This is a genomic window from Thermodesulfobacterium thermophilum DSM 1276 (assembly GCF_000421605.1).
GTDB classification, from domain to species: domain Bacteria; phylum Desulfobacterota; class Thermodesulfobacteria; order Thermodesulfobacteriales; family Thermodesulfobacteriaceae; genus Thermodesulfobacterium; species Thermodesulfobacterium thermophilum.
Genome location: NZ_ATXI01000010.1, coordinates 15,674 through 41,313, shown reverse-complemented (window position 1 = coordinate 41,313; position 25,640 = coordinate 15,674). Strand labels below are relative to the sequence as shown.

Annotated in this window: 28 protein-coding genes and 1 tRNA gene; 9 read left to right on the top strand and 20 right to left on the bottom strand. The window is 42.2% G+C overall.

Annotated elements, in window-relative coordinates; all coding sequences use genetic code 11:
* Positions 1-44 precede the first annotated feature (44 nt).
* Positions 45-230: a hypothetical protein gene (locus H529_RS0105995; protein ID WP_022855623.1), complete on the top strand. Its 186-nt coding sequence runs from the start codon at positions 45-47 to the stop codon at positions 228-230.
* An 84-nt stretch (positions 231-314) separates the two neighbouring features.
* On the opposite strand, the gene H529_RS0105990 is transcribed toward H529_RS0105995, so the two are convergent.
* The 3 genes from H529_RS0105990 to murJ are packed head-to-tail and all read right to left on the bottom strand — an operon-like array spanning position 315 to position 3,750.
* Entirely contained in the window at positions 315-797 is a 483-nt protein-coding gene (locus H529_RS0105990; RefSeq protein ID WP_022855622.1) for a DciA family protein, read from the bottom strand.
* Positions 798-808: 11 nt separating this feature from the next.
* Positions 809-2,179 carry a phosphomannomutase/phosphoglucomutase gene (locus H529_RS0105985; protein WP_022855621.1) on the bottom strand — a complete coding sequence of 457 codons (1,371 nt, stop codon included), beginning with the start codon at positions 2,177-2,179 and terminating at the stop codon, positions 809-811.
* A 23-nt stretch (positions 2,180-2,202) separates the two neighbouring features.
* Positions 2,203-3,750, bottom strand: coding sequence for a murein biosynthesis integral membrane protein MurJ (gene murJ / locus H529_RS10355; protein ID WP_022855620.1), 1,548 nt, complete (start codon positions 3,748-3,750; stop codon positions 2,203-2,205).
* A gap of 111 nt (positions 3,751-3,861) precedes the next feature.
* Here murJ and H529_RS0105975 point away from each other — a divergent pair, with 111 nt between their 5' ends.
* Positions 3,862-5,064 (top strand): bifunctional 3,4-dihydroxy-2-butanone-4-phosphate synthase/GTP cyclohydrolase II, encoded by a 1,203-nt coding sequence (locus tag H529_RS0105975; protein ID WP_022855619.1) that lies wholly within the window; start codon positions 3,862-3,864, stop codon positions 5,062-5,064.
* A gap of 22 nt (positions 5,065-5,086) precedes the next feature.
* The gene (gene serS / locus H529_RS0105970; protein WP_022855618.1) at positions 5,087-6,376 is read left to right on the top strand and encodes a serine--tRNA ligase; all 1,290 of its coding nucleotides are present in this window, start codon (positions 5,087-5,089) and stop codon (positions 6,374-6,376) included.
* Here serS and H529_RS0105965 read toward each other — a convergent pair.
* From H529_RS0105965 to exbB, 4 genes are read right to left on the bottom strand one after another with little or no spacing between them, the layout of a single operon-like run.
* The gene (locus H529_RS0105965; RefSeq protein WP_022855617.1) at positions 6,373-7,068 is read right to left on the bottom strand and encodes a thermonuclease family protein; all 696 of its coding nucleotides are present in this window, start codon (positions 7,066-7,068) and stop codon (positions 6,373-6,375) included. The two genes, serS and H529_RS0105965, sit on opposite strands and share 4 nt — an antisense overlap.
* Before the next feature lie 39 nt (positions 7,069-7,107).
* The gene (locus H529_RS0105960) at positions 7,108-7,860 is read right to left on the bottom strand and encodes an energy transducer TonB (RefSeq protein ID WP_022855616.1); all 753 of its coding nucleotides are present in this window, start codon (positions 7,858-7,860) and stop codon (positions 7,108-7,110) included.
* The gene (locus H529_RS0105955) at positions 7,861-8,241 is read right to left on the bottom strand and encodes an ExbD/TolR family protein (RefSeq protein ID WP_022855615.1); all 381 of its coding nucleotides are present in this window, start codon (positions 8,239-8,241) and stop codon (positions 7,861-7,863) included.
* A 15-nt stretch (positions 8,242-8,256) separates the two neighbouring features.
* Positions 8,257-8,682, bottom strand: coding sequence for a TonB-system energizer ExbB (gene exbB / locus H529_RS0105950; protein WP_022855614.1), 426 nt, complete (start codon positions 8,680-8,682; stop codon positions 8,257-8,259).
* A gap of 340 nt (positions 8,683-9,022) precedes the next feature.
* On the opposite strand from exbB, the gene ahbB reads away from it, so the two are divergent.
* Genes ahbB through H529_RS0105930 form a run of 3 tightly spaced genes read left to right on the top strand, consistent with a single transcriptional unit; the run spans position 9,023 to position 12,133 of the window.
* On the top strand, positions 9,023-9,508 hold the full coding sequence (gene ahbB, locus H529_RS0105940; protein ID WP_022855612.1) for a siroheme decarboxylase subunit beta: 486 nt from the start codon (positions 9,023-9,025) through the stop codon (positions 9,506-9,508).
* Positions 9,505-10,053: a hypothetical protein gene (locus H529_RS0105935; RefSeq protein WP_022855611.1), complete on the top strand. Its 549-nt coding sequence runs from the start codon at positions 9,505-9,507 to the stop codon at positions 10,051-10,053. The genes ahbB and H529_RS0105935 overlap by 4 nt, the downstream gene beginning before the upstream one ends.
* The gene (locus H529_RS0105930; protein WP_022855610.1) at positions 10,031-12,133 is read left to right on the top strand and encodes a sensor histidine kinase; all 2,103 of its coding nucleotides are present in this window, start codon (positions 10,031-10,033) and stop codon (positions 12,131-12,133) included. Before H529_RS0105935 ends, H529_RS0105930 begins: the two co-directional genes overlap by 23 nt.
* Here the strand turns inward: H529_RS0105930 and H529_RS0105925 are convergent.
* From H529_RS0105925 to H529_RS0105885, 9 genes are read right to left on the bottom strand one after another with little or no spacing between them, the layout of a single operon-like run.
* Entirely contained in the window at positions 12,130-12,930 is an 801-nt protein-coding gene (locus H529_RS0105925; protein ID WP_022855609.1) for a prepilin peptidase, read from the bottom strand. The genes H529_RS0105930 and H529_RS0105925 overlap by 4 nt on opposite strands.
* Positions 12,931-12,936: 6 nt before the next feature.
* Positions 12,937-13,317: a PilZ domain-containing protein gene (locus H529_RS0105920; protein ID WP_022855608.1), complete on the bottom strand. Its 381-nt coding sequence runs from the start codon at positions 13,315-13,317 to the stop codon at positions 12,937-12,939.
* Positions 13,304-14,872 (bottom strand): bifunctional ADP-dependent NAD(P)H-hydrate dehydratase/NAD(P)H-hydrate epimerase, encoded by a 1,569-nt coding sequence (locus H529_RS0105915; RefSeq protein ID WP_022855607.1) that lies wholly within the window; start codon positions 14,870-14,872, stop codon positions 13,304-13,306. The genes H529_RS0105920 and H529_RS0105915 overlap by 14 nt, the downstream gene beginning before the upstream one ends.
* A 23-nt stretch (positions 14,873-14,895) precedes the next feature.
* Positions 14,896-15,276, bottom strand: a complete 381-nt coding sequence (gene acpS, locus H529_RS0105910; RefSeq protein WP_022855606.1) for a holo-ACP synthase — start codon at positions 15,274-15,276, stop codon at positions 14,896-14,898.
* Positions 15,273-15,716: a ribose 5-phosphate isomerase B gene (gene rpiB / locus H529_RS0105905; protein ID WP_022855605.1), complete on the bottom strand. Its 444-nt coding sequence runs from the start codon at positions 15,714-15,716 to the stop codon at positions 15,273-15,275. The genes acpS and rpiB overlap by 4 nt, the downstream gene beginning before the upstream one ends.
* Positions 15,717-15,720: 4 nt before the next feature.
* Positions 15,721-16,962, bottom strand: a complete 1,242-nt coding sequence (fabF, locus tag H529_RS0105900) for a beta-ketoacyl-ACP synthase II (protein ID WP_022855604.1) — start codon at positions 16,960-16,962, stop codon at positions 15,721-15,723.
* Between the two features lie 19 nt (positions 16,963-16,981).
* Positions 16,982-17,218 (bottom strand): acyl carrier protein, encoded by a 237-nt coding sequence (acpP, locus tag H529_RS0105895; protein WP_022855603.1) that lies wholly within the window; start codon positions 17,216-17,218, stop codon positions 16,982-16,984.
* A 28-nt stretch (positions 17,219-17,246) separates the two neighbouring features.
* Positions 17,247-18,350: an LptF/LptG family permease gene (locus H529_RS0105890; RefSeq protein ID WP_022855602.1), complete on the bottom strand. Its 1,104-nt coding sequence runs from the start codon at positions 18,348-18,350 to the stop codon at positions 17,247-17,249.
* Positions 18,347-19,447 (bottom strand): LptF/LptG family permease, encoded by a 1,101-nt coding sequence (locus tag H529_RS0105885; RefSeq protein WP_022855601.1) that lies wholly within the window; start codon positions 19,445-19,447, stop codon positions 18,347-18,349. Before H529_RS0105885 ends, H529_RS0105890 begins: the two co-directional genes overlap by 4 nt.
* 122 nt (positions 19,448-19,569) lie before the next feature.
* On the opposite strand from H529_RS0105885, the gene hemW reads away from it, so the two are divergent.
* Positions 19,570-20,712, top strand: coding sequence for a radical SAM family heme chaperone HemW (hemW, locus tag H529_RS0105880; RefSeq protein ID WP_022855600.1), 1,143 nt, complete (start codon positions 19,570-19,572; stop codon positions 20,710-20,712).
* Complete coding sequence (locus H529_RS0105875; RefSeq protein ID WP_022855599.1) at positions 20,688-21,422, top strand: tRNA1(Val) (adenine(37)-N6)-methyltransferase; 735 nt, start codon at positions 20,688-20,690, stop codon at positions 21,420-21,422. The genes hemW and H529_RS0105875 overlap by 25 nt, the downstream gene beginning before the upstream one ends.
* Positions 21,423-21,541: 119 nt before the next feature.
* Here H529_RS0105875 and H529_RS11260 read toward each other — a convergent pair whose 3' ends face one another.
* The 4 genes from H529_RS11260 to H529_RS0105855 form a co-directional block, all read right to left on the bottom strand.
* Positions 21,542-22,846 (bottom strand): hypothetical protein, encoded by a 1,305-nt coding sequence (locus H529_RS11260; protein WP_022855598.1) that lies wholly within the window; start codon positions 22,844-22,846, stop codon positions 21,542-21,544.
* Between the two features lie 332 nt (positions 22,847-23,178).
* A complete protein-coding gene (locus H529_RS0105865) occupies positions 23,179-23,964 on the bottom strand; it encodes a UPF0280 family protein (protein WP_022855597.1) in 786 nt (261 codons plus the stop codon).
* A 108-nt stretch (positions 23,965-24,072) separates the two neighbouring features.
* Positions 24,073-24,630, bottom strand: a complete 558-nt coding sequence (locus H529_RS0105860) for a fumarate hydratase C-terminal domain-containing protein (RefSeq protein ID WP_022855596.1) — start codon at positions 24,628-24,630, stop codon at positions 24,073-24,075.
* Positions 24,631-24,740: 110 nt separating this feature from the next.
* Positions 24,741-25,196: an RrF2 family transcriptional regulator gene (locus H529_RS0105855; RefSeq protein ID WP_022855595.1), complete on the bottom strand. Its 456-nt coding sequence runs from the start codon at positions 25,194-25,196 to the stop codon at positions 24,741-24,743.
* A 353-nt stretch (positions 25,197-25,549) separates the two neighbouring features.
* Between H529_RS0105855 and H529_RS0105845 the strand changes: the two genes are divergently transcribed.
* Positions 25,550-25,622, top strand: a tRNA-Phe gene (locus H529_RS0105845).
* The last annotated feature ends 18 nt before the right edge of the window (positions 25,623-25,640 follow it).

The window sequence follows — 25,640 nt, the reverse complement described above, 5'->3', positions numbered from 1 at the left end:
TTGCCAATATACAAGACAAAAAACTTTAAGGAGGGAGGTAGGTTATGAAAAAGGTATTAGGTTTAGTTGCAGCTTTAGCTCTTTTAGTATCTCCTGTTTTTGCAGCTGAACAGGCTGCCCCTGCAGCTGAAAAGAAGGTAGAAAAGAAAGCCAAGAAAGCTAAGAAAGCCGATAAGAAAGCCGAAGAAAAGAAAGAAGCTGCTCCTGCAGCCGCTCCTGAAAAGAAGTAAGCTTTCTTAGACATCTTCCCCTGGGGGTTACCCCAGGGGTTTTTATCAAATCTATAAGTTTTTGGGTTGGAAAGTTTGATTTTGTTAAATTTTTTGAATCTTTTTAGCCTTGAAGTAAGTCTTTAATAATCCTTTAAAAAACTTAGCAAGTTCAGGGTCTTTCAGGTTTTGTAAGGTTTTTTCAAGTTCTTTAATGTCTTCGGGATTTATCTTTAAAAATCCATCTTTTGAATTTACCAACCGTTTATTTTTAGCTAATCTTTCGAAGATCAAAGGATTTATCACCACCTTAAGATCAACAAATAGAGGTTTTTCTCTTTTAGGCACTTCTTTTTCAAGAGCTTCGATAATTTCTCTACCTTTTAGTTGGAGCTGTTGAAGATGGTAATAGTCAGAGGTCTCTACAACCAAGGTACCTTCTTCATACCTTATAGGATTTGAGCATAAGACTAATTCGCTGTCTAAAACCTTAGACCACAAAGACTTAGCCAGTTTCAAGGCTTGTATGGCCTTTTTGGTTTTGTAAGGAATAGGAAGAATTTGGAGTAGATGCTCGAAGGATTCCATCAGACTCCTTTTTAGGGGTTTATTTCTTTTAAAACTTCGTCTAAGGCTTGATAAACTTTCTGTTTTAAAGTTTCAAGAAACCCTTCTGTTTCAGCTTCAAACCTTAGGACCAACACCGGTTGGGTGTTTGAGGCTCTAACCAAGGCCCATCCTTCAGGAAATTCAACCCTTGCACCATCTATGTCTATTACGTTAAGTCCTTCTTGTTTAAACTTAGCCACCAACCTTTCCACCACCTTAAACTTAACCTCATCTGGGCATTCAACCCTTATCTCTGGGGTAGCATACATAACCGGTAGTTCTTTAAGGATTTCAGATAGAGGCTGTTCTGTTTGAGAAAGGATTTCTGCCAGCCTGAGAGAGGCATAAACCCCATCGTCAAAACCAAACCATTTGTCTGCAAAAAACATGTGTCCGCTCATCTCTCCTGCAAGAAGAGCCCCCTCCTCTTTCATCTTGTTTTTTATCAAGGAATGCCCTGTTTTCCACATGATAGGATGGCCTCCCAACTTTTTTACCCCTTCAAACAAAGTTCTCGAGCACTTAACCTCAGCGATAACCTTAGCTCCAGGATGTTTTTTAAGTAAAAACTTGGCAAACACATAAAGAAGCCTGTCTCCCCAGATGATGTTACCTTTTTCATCTATTACCCCAAGCCTATCTCCATCTCCGTCATACCCAAAACCAGCTTCATACCCTTCAGAAACTACCTTTTCTTTTAGCCATTTCAGATTTTCTGGAACGACTGGGTCTGGGAAATGGTGAGGAAAGTTTCCGTCTATCTCACAAAAAAGACATTCAACCTCGCAGTTTAAACGTTTAAAAATCTCTGGTGCTGTCAGAGCACAAACCCCGTTACCAGGGTCAAGACATACCTTTACCGGTCTCTTAAGTTCAACGTTTGAACTAACATATTCTACGTAATCAGAAAGCACCTCTATCGTTTCCACCTTCCCTTCACCTTTTTCATAGTCTTTCTTTTCTATCAGGTCTCTTAAGGCTTGAATTTGTTTGCCAAAAAGGGTATCTTTACCTAAGCAGATCTTTAACCCGTTAAACTCTGGTGGGTTGTGAGAACCGGTAACCTGTATACCGCCGTCAACTTCTGACAAACGAAAAAGGGAATAATACATCACCGGAGTAGGAGTAAGCCCGATGTTTAAAACCTCTACCCCGGTAGATAAAATCCCTTCTATCAAAGACCTTTGAAGGGCTTCTGAAGAAAGCCTTCCGTCTCTTCCACTAACCACCCTTTTTCCTCCACTACGTCTAACCATCGTCCCATAGGCCCTTCCTATTTCTCTTACTATCTCTTCGGTAAAATCTTCCCCCACCTTTCCGCGAATGTCGTATTCCCTAAAAATATAGGGACTTACTTTCATTTTGACCTCCTTATTTTTTATATTTATCGTCTTTTAAGCAGCTTAACCCAAAAAAGGTAGGTCTCTTGAGGCCCTAAAATCTTACAAGTCCCTAAAAATACGATGGCCCCTAAGGGTATGGCTGTAATAAGGTAAACCCAGCTGTTAAATTCCAAATGTGCTAAAAAAATTAAAATCCCACTTAAGGCTAAAACTGCTATCCCAAGGGTAAAAAGACTTCTTAATAAAAATTTTAAAGGAATTTGTTTGAAAAGCAAGGAGCTAACCAAAAGCAAAAACATGCACTGAAAAACCATAGAAAGAGAGGTTCCTAAAGCTACTCCCTTTATCCCTAAGGTTTTGATGGTAAGAAGTATTACAATTAAATTTGCAACCACTGAAAGGATGCTTCCTAAAGAAGGTATGAGCGTTTTGCCTAAGGAATAAAAAAGTGGGACCGCAGTTTTTGAGAGCCCGTAAAAAGGCAAAGACAGGGCTAAAATCTTTAAAATCTCTGCGGTGTTTATCGTATCTAAACTGCTAAACTTTCCTCTTTCAAAGAGCACCTCTACCACCGGCTGAGCCAAGAAGTAAAGCCCCACTGCTGAAGGTAAAGAAAGGCTTAGAGAAACCACCAACGCACGAGAAAAGGTGTCTTTGGCAGAGGCAAAATCTTTCCTGGCAACAGCCCTTGAAAGCTCAGGAAGTAAGGCCTGTGAGAGCCCTACCCCAAAAAGTCCTAAAGGCACATACATAATCCTGAAGGCATAACTATACCAAGAAACCGCTCCTTCTCCGCAAGAGGTGGCGAAAAAGGTGTTGATAAAGATGTTTATCTGGACGGCTGAAAGCCCAAGTATTACCGGTAAGATCAACCTGCAAACTTCTTTAAAATAAGGGTCCTTAAAATCAGGAGAAAACCTGAAAGAAAAACCTCTTTTTCTCACCTCAGGATATTGAAAATAGAACTGTAAAAACCCGCCCAAGGTGACCCCTACTGCCATGGCATAGATAGGATTTAGGTTAAGGCTTATACACAAAAAATAGCCTAAAACCCCTACTAAGACTGAGGTTATGTTAAAGATACTTGACGAAAAGGCAGGTAAAAAAAACACCCCTAAGGAATTAAGCATCCCTGCCAAAACTGAGGAAAGGCTTATAAAAAGAAGAAAGGGCATCATAACCTGAGTAAGTTTTACCGTTAGGTCAAACTTAGCCGGATCTTTGGTAAACTCAGGGGCAATAAGCCCTACTATCCAGTCAGCACTAAACATCCCAAGGATTACTATCCCCCCTAAAATCAAAAGGAGGTTAGAAAGAATGACTTGAGCTATCTTAAAACTTTTTTCAGGCCCTTCTTTTTCTAAGGTAGAGCTGAAAACCTTAACAAAAGCTGACCCAAGTGCCCCCTCAGCAAAAAGGTCTCTTAGAAGGTTAGGGATGCGATAACCTACCACATAGGCATCCATACTTTTTCCTGCCCCAAAAAAATAGGCAAGAACCTGTTCCCTTACCAGCCCTAAAATACGACTGATAAAGACTGCTATGGTTACAGAGGTTGCAGACTTGGTTAAACTTTCTATCTTTTTCATTTTTTGCATAAGCTTATGGTTGCTAAAATTTAATTGAGTTTTATTATATTAAAACGATTTTTCAAAATTAAAACCTAAAACAACCTCTAAAAGAATAAGGAGGCAAAGTAGATGCCTATAAGCACTGTGGAAGAAGCGTTAGAAGACTTAAAGCAGGGTAAGCTTATCATCGTGGTAGATGATGAGGACAGAGAGAACGAAGGAGACCTTATTTTGGCTGCTGAAAAGGTAACCCCTGAGGCCATCAATTTTATGGCTAAATATGGAAGAGGTCTTATCTGTTTAGCCATCACCCAGGAAATCGCAGAAAGGCTTCAACTTCCTTTACAACCAAGAAGAGGGATAGACCCTTTTGGAACTGCCTTTACGGTATCTATAGACGCAAGGCATGGGATCACCACAGGGATTTCTGCCTATGACAGGGCTTATACCATAAAGCTGGTTATCGACGATAAAAGTACCCCTCAGGACTTTATTACCCCTGGTCATGTTTTTCCCATCATAGCCAGAAAAGGAGGGGTTCTGGTTAGGGCTGGACATACAGAAGCTGCCGTAGACCTGGCAAGACTTGCTGGTCTCAAACCAGCTGGAGTTATCTGCGAGGTTATGAAAGACGACGGCACCATGGCAAGACTTCCTGACTTAGAAAAATTTGCCGAAGAATTTGGGCTAAAAATAATCACCATCAAAGACCTTATAGCCTACCGTATCCAAAACGAATCTTTGGTTAAAAGAGAGGTAGAGACCTTATTGCCTACTGCCTTTGGTACCTTTAAGTTGATAGCCTACTCAAACTTTATAGATAACGCCACCCACATAGCCTTGGTCATGGGGGAGATAGACGAAAATCCCATCTTGGTAAGGGTGCATTCTGAATGTCTAACCGGAGATGTTTTTGGCTCACTGAGATGCGATTGCGGGCCTCAACTTAAAAAAGCTATGGAAATGATAGGCAAAGAAGGAAAAGGGGTTATCCTTTATCTCAGACAAGAGGGAAGAGGAATAGGTCTTTTAAACAAATTAAAGGCTTATAAACTTCAAGACGAAGGAAAAGATACAGTAGAAGCCAACTTAGCGTTAGGGTTCAAACCAGACCTTAGAGACTACGGAATAGGAGCCCAGATCTTAAGAGACCTTGGTATAAAACAAATAAGGCTCATGACTAACAACCCAAGGAAAATCATAGGACTTGAAGGGTATGGAATGAAGATAGTAGAAAGAGTTCCTATAGAAATACCTCCCAGACCAGAAAACTACAACTACCTTAAAACCAAAAAAGAAAAACTTGGCCACCTTATTTCCTGCTTAAAATAAACTTATTTAGGGAGAAGGATAAATGCTTGACTTAAAACTGATAAGAGAAAAGCCTGAATGGGTTAAAGCTAGGCTAAGCACCCGGGGGCAAGACTTCCCTGTAGAAGAGATACTTTCTTTAGACCAGCAAAGAAGAGAGCTTTTGCAAAAAGTGGAATCCTTAAGACATCTGAGAAAGGAAAAGTCTGAACAAATCGGTAGGTTAAAAAAACAGGGAAAAGACGAGGAGGCCAACCTTTTAGCTCAAGAGGTAAAAAAATTAGGGGAAGAGCTTAAGACCTTGGAAGCAGAACTTTCTCAGGTAGAAAACAACCTACAGGAAAAACTCCTCTATCTTCCGAACATTCCTCATGAAACCGTGCCTATAGGTAAAGACGATTCGGAAAACGTGGTGGTAAAAAGATGGGGAGAACCTCCAGAATTTGGGTTTGAACCCAAACCTCACTGGGAAATAGGAGAAAATTTAGGAATTCTTGATTTTGAAAGGGCTGCAAAAATTACGGGGTCAAGGTTTGTGGTATATTTTAACGAAGGAGCCCTTTTAGAAAGGGCTTTGATCAACTTTATGTTAGACCTCCATGTTAAAAAACACGGGTATAAAGAGGTATTGCCTCCTTTTATCGTTAACGAAACCTCTCTTATAGGCACAGCCCAGCTTCCCAAGTTTAAAGAAGACCTTTTTAAGCTTGAAGGCTGGAACTACTACCTTATTCCCACAGCCGAGGTGCCTGTAACCAATCTTCACAGAGATGAAATTTTACGTGAAGAAGACCTTCCTCTTTATTACACCGCCTACACCCCTTGTTTTCGCTCTGAGGCTGGGTCCCATGGCAGAGATACCCGAGGTATCGTAAGACAACACCAGTTTAACAAGGTAGAACTGGTAAAATTTGTGGTCCCAGAAACTTCTTATGAAGAGTTAGAAAGCCTTCTTTTGGATGCCGAAGAGGTTTTACAGCTCCTTGGACTACATTATCGGGTGGTAGCCCTTTGTACAGGAGACTTAGGGTTTGCCTCTGCCAAAACCTATGACATAGAGGTCTGGGCACCAGGACAAAAAAGGTATGTAGAAATCTCTTCCTGCTCCAACTTTGAAGACTTTCAGGCAAGAAGGGCCAACATCAGATATCGCCCTAAAGACGGAGGAAAACCAAGATTTGTTCATACCCTAAACGGTTCTGGATTAGCCATAGGAAGGACGGTAATGGCTATCCTTGAAAACTACCAGCAAGCAGACGGTTCTGTCCTCATCCCTGAGGTGTTAAGACCCTACATGGGAGGGCTTGAAAAAATAACCCCTAAGAAAGCCTAACGGACCGGGAAGATCCTATCAAAACACTCCCTGGAAGGGCAATATCCTTCTAAAAAGGCCTCTTCTAAACTTTTAAAATAAACCTTCTTTTTTATTTTCTTTACCTCTGGGCAGTCTGGGTGGTGAAACCTTTTAGATTGTTTATTTCCCACATAGACCACCCCTTGGGGTTGTTTATCAATTAGCGAGAAAAACCCCTTTCTCTTTTTTACTACCTCTGTCTGTAGAGGAAGCAGTTTATGATAAGCCTCTGCACTTCCTGAAAAATAACAAACCAGCGCCAATCCTTCTTTAACCAGTATTTCTGAAACTGAGGTTCCGTTTTCAAAATAAAGGTCCCCCAAAAGCCTGCCATAATGGTCTCTTTCCTTAAGGGCAAACTCAACCCTAAAAACCTTCCCTTCAGTTAGTTGCCGGTTTAAACTGTAGGCCTCTTCAGCAAAAGGTTGAGGGGGCAATCCTTTACCACGGTTTAACTCTGGGGTATCAACCCCTGCATACCTGAGTTTTTCTCCGTTATGAAGTAAAACCGTATCTCCGTCTAAAGCCCTTACTACCTTTACGGTATTTTCTGAAAGCCTTTCCTCTTTATCTTTTTTACATCCTGCAAGCCCTATCCCACAGACTAAAAAGAAAACCCAGAAGAAAAGAATTATCTGTTTTATACAAAGCCTAAACCCTGACAACCTCATCAACTCTTCCCTGGTTTTTTAAAAAAGCTAATACTTATTTTAATTCAATCTATAGACTACAGGAAGGGTAATTTTTACGTCTACCGGTGGTACCGGGAAATATTTAGCACACCCCTGCAAAGTAGCAAGAGTATTTTCGTCTAAAACCTTATAACCAGAAGAGTTAACCACCCTAACCTCTTTTACTTCTCCCTGTCTGGTTAGCACAAAGGAAATTACCACCTTACCCTCCCATCCCATCCTTCTTGCTAAATAGGGATATTGCAGATGTTTTCTTACGATGTCAGAGATGATAGAAAACTTTTGGGAAAGAAAATGCTGGGCTATCTTCTCTTGATCTTTTTTCTCTGAATAGCCAGAAAAACCTTCCTGCCCCTCACTCGGTTTAGAAGTCCTTTCTTTAGCTGAACTAACAAACTGAGAAACTCCACTACCTGATCCATGAGAAGAAGACGTTTGAGAAAAAGTTTCCTTAGGTATTCTACTCTCTTTAGATGGGACAACCTCAGAAACTGCATTTTCTTCTTTAGGAGTAAAATGAGTTACTTCTTCTTTTACAGAAAGAGACTTTTCTTGTTGGTTTTGGGTTGGTTGAAAAGGTTTTGCAGTTTTTTCGGTAGTTAACGCCTGCTTGGATTTTTCTTGGGTAAGCTGAGAGCCTGAATAGGCTTCAAGGTCTATTTCTATGTATTTAGCCCTTCCTATTTCACTTAGCCTGAAAAATGTTAAAAAACTTAGCAAAATAAAAAGATGCAAAAAAAAGGATGTAGAAAAATGTTTTATCGAAACCATCTATCTTATTACTTCGGTTTTTATAGAAACCCTTTTTATATCGTGTTTTTTAAACAAGTCAAGGAGGTCAACCAACCCTTGCACCTGAGAGGATCTATCCGCTAAGATAGAAATCTGAACCTCTCCTTTTAAACTTCCTACCAGGTCCTCAAGCTCTTTCAGGGTTACCTTTCTTCCTTCAAAAAATACCTCTCCTTCTTTAGTAAGGGTTATCTGATAACTTCTTATCTCAGAAGTCTCAACGTTTTTGGCCTTAGGAAGGTTTACAGGAATACTGCCCTGCACGATAAAGGTAGCGGTAACAAGAACTATCGTTAAAAGAACCAGCATGATGTCTACCAAAGGAATCACGTTTATGTAGTCAAACTCTTTTTCTTCCATCAAAACACCCTTTGGTTATCGATTAGACTGGATCTCCCATAAGGCTATCTTTTCTTTAACCTTTCTTAAAAGATAGTTGTAAAAAGCCGTAGAGGGGATGGCTACCAGGAGCCCCACAGCCGTTGCCTTTAATGCTAAAGCCAGACCTACCATGATTCTTTTGCTGTCAACCATCCCTTCCTGACCGATGGTATAAAAGGTAAACATAATGCCTAAAACTGTCCCTAAAAGCCCGATATAAGGGGCGTTGGCACCTACGGTAGCGATCACATAAAGTCCTCTCGTTAAGTCCACCTCAAGCTCCTTGGGATGTTTATAATTAGCAAGGTCAACCCTTTTATAATAACCCACTCTCTCTATACCTATCGCTATAGATATCACACTTAACACCAGTAAAAACCCGATGATCCCATAATCTACCAACCAACTAAGATACTCCATCCTGCCTCCTCCAAATAAGCTTATTTCTCGACCAACCCGGAAAAACCCCTAACACTAAAACACAAAAATTGTTAAAAAGTATTACTAAAAGGAGGTTAATACAGAAACAGTTTTTTGTCAATAGGGATGACCCAACTTGAGCATACCTACCAAAATCAGCTGATTATAGGGTTATGGGTTATAGATAAAAAGAAATGGGATAGCCTACCAAAAGTCTTTTGTCTTGGTTTAAAGAAAATAAAAAAGGAGGTTGTAGATTAGTTTAGATTTTAGAGCCTTGTCTTTGTTGGTTGAAAAATCTTAGTTAGATGCTATCTTAAAATACAAAAAGGTGGTACCTTTGAAGAAGCTCGAGCTTTCTCAGACAGAGTTACTGGTTTTAAAAGAGTTGATTGCTGGGCTTCCGATTTGTAAAAAGCCCTTTTTGGAGATAGCTAAAAAGCACAACCTTTCTCAGAAAGAGGTTTTTGAGGCTATAAAAAGTCTTTTCCAAAAAAAGGTAATCACCAGACTTGGGATTACTTTAAGGCACAACCTTGCAGGTATAGAAGGTAACGCCATGGTTGCCTGGAAGGTAGAAGAAGAAAGGGCAGAAGAGGTAGGCCAAGCCTTAGCTCAAAGACCCTATATCTCCCATTGCTACCTTAGAAAAACCTATCCTGACTGGCCTTATAACCTTTACACGATGGTCCACGGCAAATCCAGAGAAGAGGTTTTATCTCTTATAAAAGGGATTTCCGAGGAGTTTGGACTTAAAGAATATGAAGTTCTTTTTACCCAAAAGGAAATCGTAAGACAACACGCAAGGTATGACTTAACCCTATGAAGAAAATTCTCTTAACCCTCATCCTCTTTTTCTGTTTTATCAGCCCTGCGTTTGGGTTTAAGATAGCTAAGATCAAGGTTTACCGTTTTCAAAATCAGCTTATCCTGAGTCTTTTCTACCAGGATTTTCCCACACAGGAGATACTTTTGTCTCTAAAGGAACAGAAAAATCCGGTTTACCTCAGGTTTTCCTTTGATGTGTTTAAAAAACGTTTTCTTTTACCTGACGTTCTCATCCATAAAGAGTTATATGTGCAAAAGCTCTATTACAGCCCAGAAGAAAACCTCTATTTTTTAGAAGACAACTTTGGAATACAAAGCTTTGAAAATCCAGAAGACCTGGTGTTAAAAATCCAGTTTTTAGACTCCTATCCCTTAAGGTTTCAGGTTAAAAACGACCTCTCAAACCTTTATCTTAAAACCAACGTAGAAATTACCTACCAAACCCATCTTTCTAAAGACTTAAGGTTTACCAAAAAACAGCATAAAATCCGTTTAAAGGCAGAAAACACCCTTCCTTTCGATGTTATCTACCGCAAGGATTAAGGCTTTTTGTAAGAAACACAAAGTTTTTTTAGGACTTCTGGTAGTCCTCACCCTTTCTCTATGGGTTGAGTTTAACCTTTTTGACTTTTCCTTGTTTTCTACCTCTCAAAAAAATCTTTTTCTGTTTTTCCTGTTTCAGATAAACCTTATCCTTATCTTACTTCTTCTTTACTTTATCTTCAGGTATGTTATCAAGATTTTCTATGAAATCCAGATAAAAAAGGTGTCTAAAAGCCTTAAGGTAAAGCTTTTTCTTATCTACTTTATCTCTATCGTTTTTCCTTCGGTTGTGCTTGTGCTTGGAAGTTTCCTTTTCTTTAAAAAAACCTTAGACTACTGGCTTAAAGAATTTTTCGAAGAAAGGGTGTTAACCGTTCTTCTAAAACCTGAGGACTACATAAAAGACCTTGAAAGAGACCTTCTTGGCAAAGGGCAACAGATCATAACCGATTATCTTTCCCAAACCGAAGAAATTAAAAGCTCTGTCCTGAGAGAAAGGTATCGTTATTTTATGAGGGTAGACTCTATAGAGGTTTTTGACTGGCAAGGCAACCTAAAAAAGAGAACCTATTCCTCTGAGATTTCTCAAAAGATCGGGATTGCCCCTTCTTTTCTTGAAAGACTAAAAACCTCTAAAAGCCCTCTTTCTGAAATCTCTCTGGTTAACTCAAGCCCTTATCTAAGGGTGTTTATCCCCTTTTACGACCCAAAAGGCCAACCCCTTATCTTAGCCATCGGTAAATTTCTAAGGTTAGAAGAGTTTTCAGGAGAAAAGGAACTGGTAGAAAAAAGATACTTTAGAACCTTTAAACAGTTTTTGATGACTGCAGGGGCTCTGGTTTTACTTTTGGTGGTTTTTGTAGGGGTATGGGTAGGAAGTAAACTTGGTAGAAACCTTACTGAACCTTTACAAAACCTGGTGATCGCAGCCCAAAAGATTTCTAAAAAAGATTTCAACTTGGAAGAACTCAAAAGTATTACCCCTTTGGATGACGAGGTAGGAAGGCTGGTAGAGGCTTTTAACGAGATGACAAAGAAGATCAAAGAATACGAAGAGGAGGTCCAAAACTACAACCGCTACCTTCTTTCTGTACTTAACAATCTGCCTGTAGGGATCTTGGTCCTTACCCCTGACCTAACCGTAAAGTTCTCTAACCAGAGTCTTAACCATCTTTTAAAAAACTATGAGGTTAACACCCCGCAAGACCTGATAGACAAACTCAACCTTCCTGCCCTTTTATCCCAGATAGACCTAATCAACCCCTTTTACACCACCCTTTCCTGGTCTACAGAACAGAAAGAGTTTAGCTTAGGGATTACCCTTCTTAAGCTTGAATTTTTAAAAACCTACGAATACCTTCTGATCGTAGAAAACTTAGAGGAAAAGGAACGCCTAAAAAGACTTTCTTTCTGGAAGGAGGTAGCCTTAAGGGTATCCCATGAGATAAAAAATCCTTTAACCCCTATCAAACTCTCTGTAGAAAGGTTGAAAAGACAGCTTGAAAAAACCTTAGAAGGAGAGAAAAAAGAGGTCTTACTTAGAACCACCAACATCATCGAAAAATACATCGAAGAACTTCGCAAACTTGCCACAGACTTTCATTACTTTACCAAAAAACCTGAGCTAAATCTGGAAAAAGGCACCCTCTTAGAAAGCCTGTTAGAGGTAATCTCTCTGTATGAGATAGCCTATCCTGAGGTAAAATTTAGGCTTAAGGTAGAGGACGAAGGAGAATGCTGGTTTGATAAGTTTCAGTTAAAACGTGTATGGGTAAACCTGTTTGACAACTCCATCAAGGCTATGCAGGAAAAAGGAGAACTCTCAATCTCCCTTGCCAGAGAAGAAGGCTGGGTAATCTTAAAAATAGAGGACACAGGAGAAGGAGTGCCTCAAGAGGTCGTGGAAAAGATAAACCAAGGAGACCTTTTAAGCCTGAAAGACTTAGGGACAGGCCTTATCATGGTATACTCCATCATAGACCTTCATAAAGGAACCATAAATTTCTACAGAAAGAAAGATAGAGGAACCTCGATCGTGATCAAAATTCCTTCTCAAGAAAACCTTGTTAAGGCAAATTAAGATAGAAAAGTCTTAAAAAATTCTGCAAAAAAGGTGTAGACACCAGCCCCAAGGGCTAAAAAAGGCCCAAAAGGAATTTCTGCCTTTAAGCTTAAGTCTTTAGACTTCCCTTTTAATCGATACCACAGAACTGCCAAAAAAAAGGCTAAGATCCCTGAAAAAGAGGCTATCAACACCACCCAGTAAAAACTTTTATACCCCAAAAATGCCCCTATCCCAGCCATCAGCTTAAAATCTCCCATCCCAAGCCCATCTCTTTTAGCAAAAAGATAGTATACCTCGTTTATCAGAAAAAGAAGGCCTGCCCCTGCTAACATCCCAACCACACTTTCTTCAAAACCAACCAGAGGGTTTAGTCCTAACAAACTTGCCGTAAGTCCTGCCAACATCAAACCAAAACTGAGCTTATCTGGTATTTCCTTAACCCTCAGGTCGATAAAACTTATCACCAGAAGGATTATCAACCAAACCCAGAAAACCAAAAAGGTAGCCCAGCCATACCAGGGTTTAAACTTTAAATAAGCAGCTACTCCAACCACCGCGGTTAGGACCTCTACCAGAGGATAGGTGAGAGGTATTGGATTTTGACAAAAGCCACACCGTCCTTTAAGAAGGACATAAGACAAAACAGGAATGTTGTGGTACCATTTAAGCTCAGTTTTACACCTTGGACAAAAAGACCTGACAGGCCTTAGTACAGACAAACCCTCTGACCACCGGTAGATAACCACGTTTAAAAAACTACCTAATGCTAAACCCAAGACCGCTATCAAAGAGACCTCGAGTAAACTAAACATCAAACCTTACTCAGACTGAGGATTTTCAACCTTTTGAGAGGTTTTCAAATATCTTTGATAAACCTTTTTGGCCTCCTCTATGTTTAAAAGAGCTTTTAGATAATAGTTCCACACCGGTAAAACCTCTCGTTCGATGTCCAGGATCTCTATCCCTAACCCTGGCTGCTCTTCTGTGCCATGATGGACCACCAGCCCATAAATAGGGATCACCCCTACCTCAGGGATTTCTATCTCAAAAAGAATCATCTTCCGTAAAGGAATAAGCTTATCGGTTCGGATAAAACATCCCTTGTAAGAAACATTAAGCACCTCGTATGCCTCTTCAGACCCCGGCAAATAAGCCTTAATCCTGGTAGGGCATCTTGGAAACCTTCTAAGGTCTATCATTATTTAACTCCTTTAAAACTTCTGGGATTTTGTTAGCTACCTCTGAAGCCAGATACCCGAAAGGCCCTTTTTCAGAGGCAAGCTTCTCTCCTGCCCATCCATGTAAAAACACCCCCAAGCAAGCTGCCTCAAAAAGGTCATACCTTTGAGACATCAAGGCTCCTATCACCCCAGAAAGCACATCCCCTGTGCCTCCCTGAGAAAGCCCAGGCACATCCCAGACAGAAATCCCCTCTCTTCCGTCAGGGGAAGAAATCACCGTATGTGGTCCCTTTAGCACCACCACCGCACCTGTAAGTTCAACCAGTTTTTTAGCCGCAGTAACAGGATCTCTGAGGATTTCTCTCTTAGAAAGTTTAAGTAACCTTTCAGCCTCTCCAGGATGGGGAGTAAGCACCTTTGGACAGGGAAGCTCTTTAAGTCTTTCTGGTTTTTCAGAGGCTATGGTTAACCCGTCTGCATCGATCAACACCGGAACCTTGACCCTTTCTAACAACTCCCAGAAAAGCCTTTTTACCTCTTCCCCTAAACCAAGTCCAGGGCCTACCACCAAGGCGGTTTTCTTTTCGCAAAGGTCAAGCAAGGACTCAAGATTGGCATAACTAACCTCTCCTCTCGGGCCTTCTTCAAGCCCTGCAGTCAGAGCCTCAGGTAGCATAGATGCATATACCGGCTGAAGACTCCTGGTTGAGGCCAAGGTCACAAGCCCAGCCCCTGCCCTTAAACCACCCAGAGCAGAAAGCAACCCAGCCCCACTCTTACCCTTGCTTCCTGCTAACACAAGAAGATGTCCAAAAAGCCCTTTATGGGTATAACCTTTACGCGGCCTGAATACCTTTTTGGCCCACTCCAAATCTATCAAATACCTCTTAGGCGCCTTCTTTTCCACCAAAGGTTTGAAAAACCCAATAGGACAAACCTTAAGCCTTCCTACATACTCTTTTCCCGGATAAAAAAACTGTCCTAACTTGGGAAGCTCAAACGTAACGGTAAGGTCTGCCTTTACAGCTGTTCCAAGAACCTCACCTGTATCAGCACACACCCCAGAAGGCATGTCTACCGCAACCACCTTACAACCTCTGTTTTCTCGATAAAGGTTTATTTCCTCAACGATGGCAGCCAGATTTCCCTCGATAGGCCTTTTAAGCCCTGTCCCAAAGATGGCATCCACTATTATCTCAGGAGAAAAATCATAAAGCACCTTTCTAAACTCAACGATATACCCCACCTCTTCTGGCATAAAACCTAAGTTTTCAAGGACCTTAAGATTGGTCAAGGCCTCCCCCTGATAGGTTTCCTTTTCTGCAAGAAGCACCACCTCGACCTCATAGCCAAGGTTTACCAGGTGCCTGGCACATACCATCCCGTCTCCACCGTTATTTCCTGGCCCGCACACCACAAGCACACTGCCGTAGGTTTCTACCGGATAGGTCTCAAAAATAGCCTCAGCCACAGAAAGCCCCGCCCTTTCCATCAACACCTCAGCCGGAACCCCTACCTCCTTTATAAACCATTCGTCAAGTTCCTTCATCTCAGAGGCCTTTACCACCTGCATAACCCTACCCCTCTCCTATCCAGTTATCCTCCAGTTATTACTACCATACATACCACATAATCCTTTTCATGAGAAAGGCTAACCACACAGTCCTTCCCGCCTCTATCTTTAAAAACCTCTAAAGCCCTGCCTTCTAACTCTATGAACGGCTTTCTTGTTTGGGGGTCTCTGAGAAGGCTTATCTCTTGCCAGACAAAGGGTTGATACCCACCTAAAGCCTTGTAAAAGGCCTCTTTAGCCGCAAAGCATGAAGCTAAATAGACCGAGATATCTTTGCGTTTTAACGCTAAGGATACCTCTTTAGGATGAAAGACCTTCTCTAAAAACCGCTGTGGATAGGTAGAATAAATTTTCTCTATCCTTGGTAAGTATACTAAGTCTACCCCTATGCCAATTAGGTTCATCTAAGGTTTTTAAGTTTTTCTATAAGTTCGAGCCTGCGCTCGTGTCTTCCTCCCTCAAAAGGTGTTTCTAAAAAGATTTTTACGATCTCAACCGCCATCCCGTCCCCAATCATCCTTCCGCCAAGGACAAGCACGTTGGCGTCGTTGTGAAGCCTTGCCATCTTGGCAGAAAAGGGCTCATGACAAAGGGCTGCCCTTATCCCAGAAAACCGGTTGGCCACAATACTCATCCCTATCCCTGTCCCGCAGATAAGGATCCCCCTTTCCACCTCACCCTGTAACACCTTCTCCACTGCCTTAACCCCATACTCAGGATAATCCACCGCCACATGAGAATAACACCCTACATCTACCACCTCATGCCCTTCTTTGGCTAAAAAATCTTTTATCTTTTCTTTTAAAAAATATCCGGCATGGTCTGAAGCAATGGCAATCTTCATCGGTTTATTTTCCCTCCCATTTTTTAAAAACCAGCGTGGCGTTGGTGCCTCCAAAACCAAAGGCATTTGACATGGCTATCCTGATATCTGCCTTTCTTGCCTGGTTAGGCACATAGTCAAGGTCACACTCAGGGTCTGGGTTTTCAAGGTTGATCGTAGGAGGTGCTATCCCCTCATAAACAGCCATAACCGTTAAAACCGCCTCAAGCCCCCCGGCACCCCCAAGAAGATGTCCTGTCATAGACTTGGTGGAAGAAACCATAAGCTTGTAGGCATGATCTCCAAAAACCTTTTTTATGGCCTTGGTCTCTGCCACATCGTTAAGAGGTGTGCTTGTGCCATGGGCGTTGATGTAGTCTACCTGTTGAGGCAAGATCCCTGCGTCCTTTAACGCAAGCTCCATGCATCTTGCCGCCCCTTCGCCGTCAGGAGAAGGTGCGGTCATGTGATAGGCATCTGCGTTTAACCCATAGCCTATCAGCTCTGCATATATCTTGGCCCCTCTTTTTAAGGCATGCTCAAGCTCCTCAAGGACTAAAATTCCACATCCTTCTGCAATCACAAAACCATCCCGGCTGGCATCAAAAGGCCGAGAAGCCCTTTCAGGCTCATCATTTCTGGTAGAAAGGGCCTTGATCACAGAAAAACCTGCTATGGTCAAGGGGGTGATCATGCTCTCTGTCCCCCCACAGATCATGATGGTTGCCTGCCCTTCTCTTATCAACCGATAGGCCTCTCCTATCGCATGGTTGCCTGCTGCACAGGCGGTACATACCGCAAGATTAGGCCCTTTGGCCCCAAAGTTGATGGCCACCTGACCTGCTGCCATGTTAGGGATGATCATAGGGATAAAAAAGGGACTCACCCTTTTGTATCCCTTTTCGTCAAAAATACGGGTGTAGTATTCTACCTGACCTATTCCACCCATCCCTACCCCGATGACTGAGCCCACCTCAGGCCCAAGGTCCTCTAAAGGAAGACCTGCATCCTCTAAAGCCATCCTGGCTGAGGCCAAAGCATATTGAATAAAGGTATCTATACGAGATACCAGCTTTGAAGACATAAACTCTTCAGGTTTAAACCCCTTTACCTCCCCAGCAATCTGGCTGGGAAGAGAAGACGGGTCAAACTTGGTAATCCTGCCGATACCAGATTTACCTGCCTTGATGTTTTTCCAGGTCTCTTCAACCCCTATCCCAAGAGGGTTAACCGTCCCAACACCGGTGACTACTACCCGCTTTCTCACGTTTAATCTCCTAAACCCCTTAGTTTCCTACCTTGGCTTTTACATAGTCGATGACATCCTGCACGGTTCTTAACTTTTCGGCATCCTCGTCAGGCACCTCCATCCCAAAGGCCTCTTCCATAGCCATAACAAGCTCTACCAAATCAAGGGAATCAGCCCCTAAGTCCTCGATAAAAGAAGCCTCTGGTTTGACCTGATCTTTAGAAAGATTAAGTTTTTGAGCGATGATGTCAATCACCTTTTCTTCTATAGACATAAAAAGCCCTCCTGTTGCAAGATTTTCTCTAATTTTTACCAGATTTTTTCAAAAAAACAAGATAAGCCTGCCAAAAATACCAGAAAAGACCAGCTAAACCCCAGACAACAAGAGCCGGAATCCCTACCATAAACCCCTTTCTAAGCAAGGTCTGAAAAAACAGAAAATACACCAAATTCAAAAAGAAAAGCCCTATACTTAAAAAGGCCCCCTTTTTCCAGTCGTTTGGCACAAAAAACTTTAAAAAGGCAAAAACAGAAAACACCGCAAGTAAAAAAGGCACAAACAAATAGAACCCTTTAAGAAATAGTTCTGCCACCACCTCCTGATAAGGACTGTCTATCTTGGCTAAAAACCTTGCCCTTTCTATAAGCTCCGGGATAGAAAGAAAATAGACAGGCTTTTTCACCGTGGTTAAGGTGTCTGGCTCAAAGGAAAACCGGTAAAAAGCCTGAGGCAAAAACTCAGGAGAAAACCCCTTTTCCCTCCTCTGTTGCACCACCTCTTTTAATACCCACCTTCCTTGGCTATAATACCCGCTTTCTGCCCAGATCAGACTTAAAACCCTTTTATCCTTATCATAAACCACAACCGTAACCTCACCTAAGTATTCCCCTTTGGGCTCAAGAGGCTTGGCTATAAGATAACAGTCATCCCCTGTAAAAAAAATCTGGTCTCCCAAAACTACCTGCTGTTTCTTTTTGCCAACGATCTTATACTCCCAGGTATAAAGAGCATTAAACGTGGCATAAGGCAAAACAAGGTTAAGAAACACCCCTCCCAAAATCCCTATGCCTAAAAGGGCCTTTCCTGTCTCTCTTAGCAACACCCCCTTAGCCACACCTAAGGAAAGAAAACCCAGAAGCTCGTTGGTCTTAGCCCAGATAAAAAGGGTTAAAACCCCAGAAAACCCCACCACAAACGGGAAAACCTCATAAAGGTTAACCAGGTTCTTCCAGAAGACATACCTTCCAAACAGATAAAAAGGCTTGCCAAACTTAAGAAAATCCCCTAACCTCTCAAAAAAGTCTATCACCAGATAAAAACCAAGAAAGATAGACAGTAACACCAGCGAAACCCTGAAAACCTCTTGCCATACATAAAGTTGATAAGTCCTTGGCTTAAGCCTCATAGGTAAACCTGATGACGTTTCTTTTTAAACAAAAACCAGGCCTCCAACCCCACCAGAGCCCCAAACACCAGATAAAACACCAGAAAACTTACCACCGGATAGACCCTTCCATTTTCTGCCAGAGAATGGCACAGCTGATACCCCACATAAAACACCACATAAAGGGCTACCGCGGTGAAAAACACCAGAAACCGGTTGTGGGTTTTCATAAAAATTGCCGCCAAAAACCCCTGAAAAACCACCAGAAACAAACTTAACGGATAGAAAAACCTGTCCCAGTATTCGGTAAGATATCTAAACCACTGACGCCTGTTTTTCTCAACCTCCTTTAACCTTGCCTTAAGCTCTGGAAAACTGAGCTCCCCCCTTCCAAACTCAACCATTTGCTCACCTTCTTTTACCATCAGAAAAAACTGATACTCCCCAAACCTGAAAACCTCAACCGTTTTGTCCTTACCCAGAGAAAAGCCTTCTCCCTGATAAAGGGTAAAAACCCCTTCCTTAGGGTCTAACCTTCCTTTTTCTGCCAGAAAAACCTGCTTTTTTTCAGCCCCCTTTTCTACAAGAAACACCCTCTCAAACTCGTGTGCTTTATCCTGCTTTTTTGCCTTTTCCACATAGATCACATGGTTTTCTCCCAGAGGTATAGCCCGTTTTTCTGGCAAAGGCTCTTCAAACTGCCTTTTGGTAAGTTCAAACCTCATCGTTTTCTGTAGTTTTTTGGCATAAGGTACTAGCAAGAAATGGGCCAAAAAAAGCAGCACAAACCCTAAAAGCATAAAGGCACACAAAGGTTTCAGAAAATCGCTAAACCTGAACCCCAGGCTAAAAAACCCCAGAAGCTCCCGGTCCTCCTTAAACCTGTGAACCCCAAACATCACCCCCAAAAAAACAGAAAGAGGCAAGATAAAAGAGGTAAGCTGAAGAAAAAGGAGCCCAAAGTTTAAAAACATCTCTTTTAAACTCGGGTTTAACTCAAAAAACTTCTGAAGCCCAAAGATGCCCTTTACCAGGGTGATGATAACACTAAAAAGAAAGAAAAAAACAGAAGTATAAAACAGATATTCTCTAAGGTGATACCGAAAAAAGGTCTTCATCTTTTCTATTTTATAACCTTTTTGCCGATTTTAAAATAGCAAGGTAAAAATTTAAGAAAAAGCCCCTGTGAAAACCTTGCTAAACTAAAAGGGGTAGCCTATAATAAAAAGTAAAAAACCTCATGGCCTTTATCAGGGTTGCCCTTTATCTGCACGTTCCCTTTTGTGTAAAAAAGTGTCCTTATTGCGACTTTTATTCTCTTCCACATGTCCCTTCATCTGAAGAGGAAAAAACCTACCTTAAGGCTGTAAAGACCGAGGTCTTATACCTCAAAGACTTTGTGGAAAAACTCTCAGGAACGGCCCTTAACATCACCACCTTCTATGCAGGAGGAGGCACCCCTTCCCTTCTGTCACCAGGGTTTTATCAGGAGTTCTTTGAGTTTCTTTCCTCTCAGTTTAGGTTCACCCCGGTTGAGTTAACTCTTGAGGCAAACCCTGACACCATAACCCCTGAAAAACTAAAAGGTTTTGTTGAGACCGGGTTTAACCGGTTAAGCTTAGGGGTGCAAAGCCTCTCAGAAAAGGGACTAAAAACCTTAAAAAGAACCTATCATCTTAAAACCGCCTTAAAGGCCCTTGAGAATGCCTCCTCCCTTTTCTCAAACCTTTCTGTAGACTTTATCTTTGGATGGAAAGGCCAGGGACTAAAGACCTTAGAGGAGGAGATAAAAAAGGCCTTAAGCTTTTCTCCCACCCATCTCTCCTTTTACGAGCTAACCCTTGAGCATGACGTCTCTTTTTCTGGCTTTTCTCCTAACAAGCCGGTAGACCTTTTCTACCGGTTTATAGAACACACCTTAGAATCCCAGGGATATGTGAGATACGAAATCTCAAACTATGCAAGGCCAGGTTTTGAGTGCAAGCACAACCTCTTTTACTGGGAGGTAAAGCCCTATGTTGGGCTTGGGCCTTCTGCGGTTTCCAGGATAGCAAACCTGAGATGGCAAAACCCTCAAGACCTAAAAGCCTATGTAGAAACCTTGCTTAACCAAAAAAAACTTCCCCTAACCCCTTTAGAAACCCTAACCCCCCTTGAGTTTGCCAAAGAGTATGTTTTTATGGGACTAAGGCTGAAAAAAGGGATTGACCTCAGGACCCTGAGTGCAAAGTTTGGCTACTACTTAGACCCTTGGGTTTTAAAAAACCTTATCGAAAAAGGACTGATAGAAAGAAAGGGAAACAGGGTTAGCCTGACCTCCCAAGGAAGGCTTTTTCACAACCAGGTGGTAAAACTCCTATGGAAAACGATGGAAAAGGCTTAAGTCTTACCCTGTTTTTTAAGGGAAAACTCAAGGTCTACCAGCCAGAAAAGGGCTTTAGGTTTGGGATAGACTCTGTGCTCTTAGGACATTTTCTCAAGGTTAAGCCTGGAGAAAAGGCCCTTGAGGTTGGGGCAGGGTCTGGGATCATCTCCCTGATGGCAGCCCTAAAACAACCTAAGGCCAGGATCTTTGCCGTTGAACTTGACCCTCTGTTTTTGCGGTGCTTAAGACTTAACGCAGAGAAAAATCTTTTAGAAAACTCGATTTTTCCGGTAAAAGGGGATATCGGAAAAAATCCCTTCAAAAATGAAGTTTTTGACGTGGTTTTTTCAAACCCACCTTATTTCAAACCTGGATGTGGAAGACAAAGCCCAGATGAACTTAAAAACCTTGCCAAAAGGGAGACCAGGGCAGGGCTAAAGGAGTTTTTAAAGGCTGTGGCAGGGGTCTTGAAAAACCGGGGGAGGTTGTATTTAATCTTTACCGCCTTAAGGACAGCTGAGCTTATAGCAGGACTTAAACAGGCAAGGCTTGAGCCCAAGGTGTTAAGGTTTGTCCATTCCTATCCAGGAGATCAGGCTCGGTTTTTGCTCGTTGAGGCGGTAAAACAGGCAGGAGAAGAAACCCTGGTCTTACCTCCTCTTTTTATCTACCAGGAAAAAGGTGGCCCTTACACCACCGAGGTAAGGGAGATGTTGGAAGAGGTTTAAAAGAGGGATCAAGAAAGAGGTAAAAAAAGGATTAAAAACAAAAAAGGGGGCAACCAAAGTTGCCCCCTTTAAAATCTTAAGAGTAAGGCAGGCCAGGGCCTGCCTTTTAAACTTCCTCTTTAGAACATCGTCTGGATGTAGAGGTAGTAGTCAGTAATGGAGTCTTCGTATTCAGAATACTTCAAGAAAGCCTTGGCAGCGTCGTCGTATTCTACCTTGTCAAACCCAAGGGACACCTTTGCAGCCTGGCCTTTGAGATAGTAGTTAAAAGCAACCCCCCAGCGGTCAAAGGCAAAGTCTTTCTTTGTAGTATAATTTGTAGTATAAACGCCATCTGCCTCTACGTTTTCATACCTGATGGCAAGGGCTGGCTTTCCAAACCCAACCACCGCATCATAAAGAAGCTGTCCCTGGGCATACCAGAGACTGGTATCTCCTTTTTTCCATACATTTGAACTTATATCGTTATAGAAATGGCTGTCGTTTAACTTGATGTAGCCGATCTGAAGGTTAGGCACCCAGCAGCCAAACTTCTTTTCAAAGAAAAGGTCTGCCGTCCAACCATCAACCTCTAAAGATTTGTAATTTGTATATTCTTTATCATACAATTTTTCTTTGTAATATCCCAAACCTATGGTAAGGACGTCCTTTTTACCAAGGTAGGTATCCTTAACCTTTCCGTGAGGAGAGGTGGTGGACTCTGGGGCATACCCAAGCATAGTTGGAGTAAACTCAACCCTGGCAACCCACTGCAACCCTTTAAAAGCCTCATCTTTTCTCTTATCCTCGTTAAACACACCCACGTTATACCTGAACATTCCGTTTGCGATGTCTCCATGCACAACCAAACCACCGTCTGCCTTACCGATAAGATCTAAAGGATTGGTAAACTCAATACCTCTATCCTTATCCTCTGCAATATCCTTTATAATATTCTTAAAGACTCCGTTAGCTCCTGCACCACCCTTATCATACCAGGCGTCAGTAGGGATGATAAGGCTGTAACCTGAGGTCATCTGATACCTGGTAAAAGGCACCCTAACCTTACCAGCCCTTACCTGAAGCTCAGGCATAAACACAAAGTTAACCCCAGCCTCTCCTAAACCTACCTTGTTGTCTTTAGCATATCCAGCAGTTGGCTCTTTATAAGCACCAGAGGCATTCCACTCTCCGTAGAACTGAACCATCTTGCTTACCTGACCGGAGATGTAAAAACGAGAATCCTTGATGTCAAAAACATTCTTTTTCCAACCTGCATCTCCCTTTTCTCTTTCATCAAACTTCTGATACATGATCTTCATATTGTAACCAAAGTCTGCAAAGGTATCCTCATCCACCTTGATCTGAGCAGCCTGGGTGGTGGCTGCATAGCCCAAAACCAAAGCACCTGCCACACCTAAAACCTTCCATCTTGCTACCTTCATGCCACACCTCCTTTATTTTTTCTTTTTTTTAAACCCTAGCTTTCAAACCCTTAAAAAACAAACACCTCGTTAAAAATTAAACACAAAACCTCTTTTTGTCAACCCTGTAAAAACCAAACCTTCTTCCTAACCCTACATCCTTCCAAAGAACAGATCACATTCCATACGTTGCTTTATACTACACACAAAACATTTTGTCAAGAAGCATTTTAGCGAGTTTTCCTTAAATAACAACAAAAAAATCCATCTTAAAAGCCGTTACACTTATCATCCTTCATTTTTTGCCAAAATTAACCTTTTTTCTTAAATTTTTAGCCATACCTATTTTTAGATTAATAAATTTTGAGGGGTTCAAGCCTTATGCCTTTTCCCCAAACAAAAAGTTTTTCTCCCAAAACCCCTATAACCCCTAAAATCCCTTCTACCTTCCTGGCCTGATTTAAAACCTTTTCAAAATCCTGCTCTTTTCTTAACAAATTTCCCAGAGCTGTAGCCAGGGCATCGGCTATCGAGGCCTTTTTATGGATAACCGTTATAGCGTCAGCCTTACCCAAACTTAAACTATGCCCGATTTTGCCTGATGAGGTACAAACCCCACAGGGCATAAACCTGGCAGGCACAACCACACATACCTTGTTAGAAAAGGGAGAATCAATGCCGGCAAACAAACAAACCCTTGCCTCCTTTTTCAACCACAAAAACACATCTCCCCCGTTTTCTACCACCACCTGAGAGCTAAGCCCTCTCTCCAGGACAGCCCTTCCCACCTTCTCAGCAATCACCCCAGCCACCGCCGCCATCGGCCCAACCCCTGCCACCCTCCCTGCAAAAAACATCTCCTTAACCACCTCAGGTGCCTCAGGGTCAACAGGCAAAGGACTCAGACTCACCAAAAACTCAGGATGAGTAAGGACATAAGACTCAAGAGGAAGCCTTACCTCCCTCACAATCCTTCCCACCTCTAAGCTCAAGTCCCTTTCTGCCAGAACCAGAAGGTCTGTCTGCCTGTAAACCACCCGGAACTTACAAAGGTCTGTGGCAACTAAGGTGCGATAAAAGGGAACCTGACCGTAAGGGTCTAAAGAAGCCTGCTTTTCTTCCTCCTGACTTTGGCTCATAACCCGGGAAAAAAACCTCGCAAAAAGATTTAAACCTTTTTATAAAACCTTTTCCAAACCTCTTAAAGACACCTCTTCTTTTAAGGCGCAAAGCAATATACCTTACCCTCAAAAAGAATAAAAGTCTTCCCCAGAAACGGTGTTTATCACCACCGCAGGAAAGTCCCTTACCTTTATCCTGAAAAAGGCCTCTGGCCCAAGGTCTTCCCAGGCGATAAACTCCAGTTTTTCTACAAACTGAGAGAGGAAGGCCCCTGCCCCTCCAAAGGTGGCAAGATAAACCGCTTGATGCCTTTTCATAAGCTCAACCACCTGAGGACTTCTTTTACCCTTTCCGATGGTTGCAGCAACCCCAAGGGAGAGAAAATCTTCCATGTAGGCATCCATCCTGCCTGAGGTAGTGGGCCCGCAAGCCCCGATCACCCTTCCCTCTGGTGCAGGGGTTGGACCCACATAATACATCGCCTGGTTGGTAAAATCAAACTGAAAACTTCCCTCCTGTAAAGCCTGAAGAATCCTACGATGGGTAGCATCCCTCCCACAGAGAACCCAGCCAGAAATAACCACAGGCTCACCTGGCAAAAGTTTCTGCAAAACCCTTCTATCCTCTACCGGAAAACTTAACCTCTTAGCCCTGGAAAAAACCTGATTAAACCACCTACCCATCTCTCACCCTCAAAAACATCCCCTATCAACCTTACTTAGGTTAAAAAAACATCTAACCTTAAAAACTTAAGGCTCAAAAACCTCAACAAACCAGGGGCCAAACCAAGGCCTTAGCAACAGCCGGCGGTAATCGTTTCCACCAGCTTTTTCTTGTCCTTCTCAGTCTCAACCCTCAACAGGTCTCCCAGCTTGACCTGCTTAAGCAAACACTCGATGTACTGCCCGATCTTTTTCCAGATGGGATAAGCCACACACTCCTCTACATCCTCACACCCTTCTCCTGGGTCGATGCAGGAGGCAATACAAACAGGCCCCTCAAGAGGCTCAAGGATCTCATAAAGAGAAACCTCGTCTGGATGCTTTCTTAAAACATAACCTCCCCCAGGACCACGAGAAGACTTGATCAGCCTTGACTGACGCAACCGGTTTAAAATCTGGGCCAAATAAACCCGGGAGATGTTTTGACTGGCAGAAATCTCCTCTAACGTCACCCCGTTAGGATAAGCCTTGGCTATCTCATACATCGCCCTTACCGCATACCTGCCCTTGGTTGAAAGCTTAAACATAATCCATCACCCCTTTTAAGTTTGTTTTTAATCTATTTAAATATACTTAGCTTATTTTAATATAAAATTTAGTTATTACAAGATATTTTTTAAAAAAAATATGTTTGGAAAAATTACTCAGAATAAACCTTGCCAAATATACTCTTAAACTAAATTTTAGCAAGACTTTTGGGAGGGCAAAACTAAGGGTTTTTCAACCTTTCAATCTATAGGATGGCTGGCATCTGGAAAAATTTTTCACAGAAAGGCTCGAGCAAGGGTAGAAAAAAAACTTTTTGCCAAAAATTTGGTAAGTTTTTAGGGGATAAAAAGTTGACAAAAGTCCAATTTTAGGGTATGTTTAATATCAGGTCGCCGGGGTAGCTCAGTCGGTAGAGCAGCGGACTGAAAATCCGCGTGTCCCTGGTTCGATTCCGGGCCCCGGCACCTCCAAATCTCTTTCTT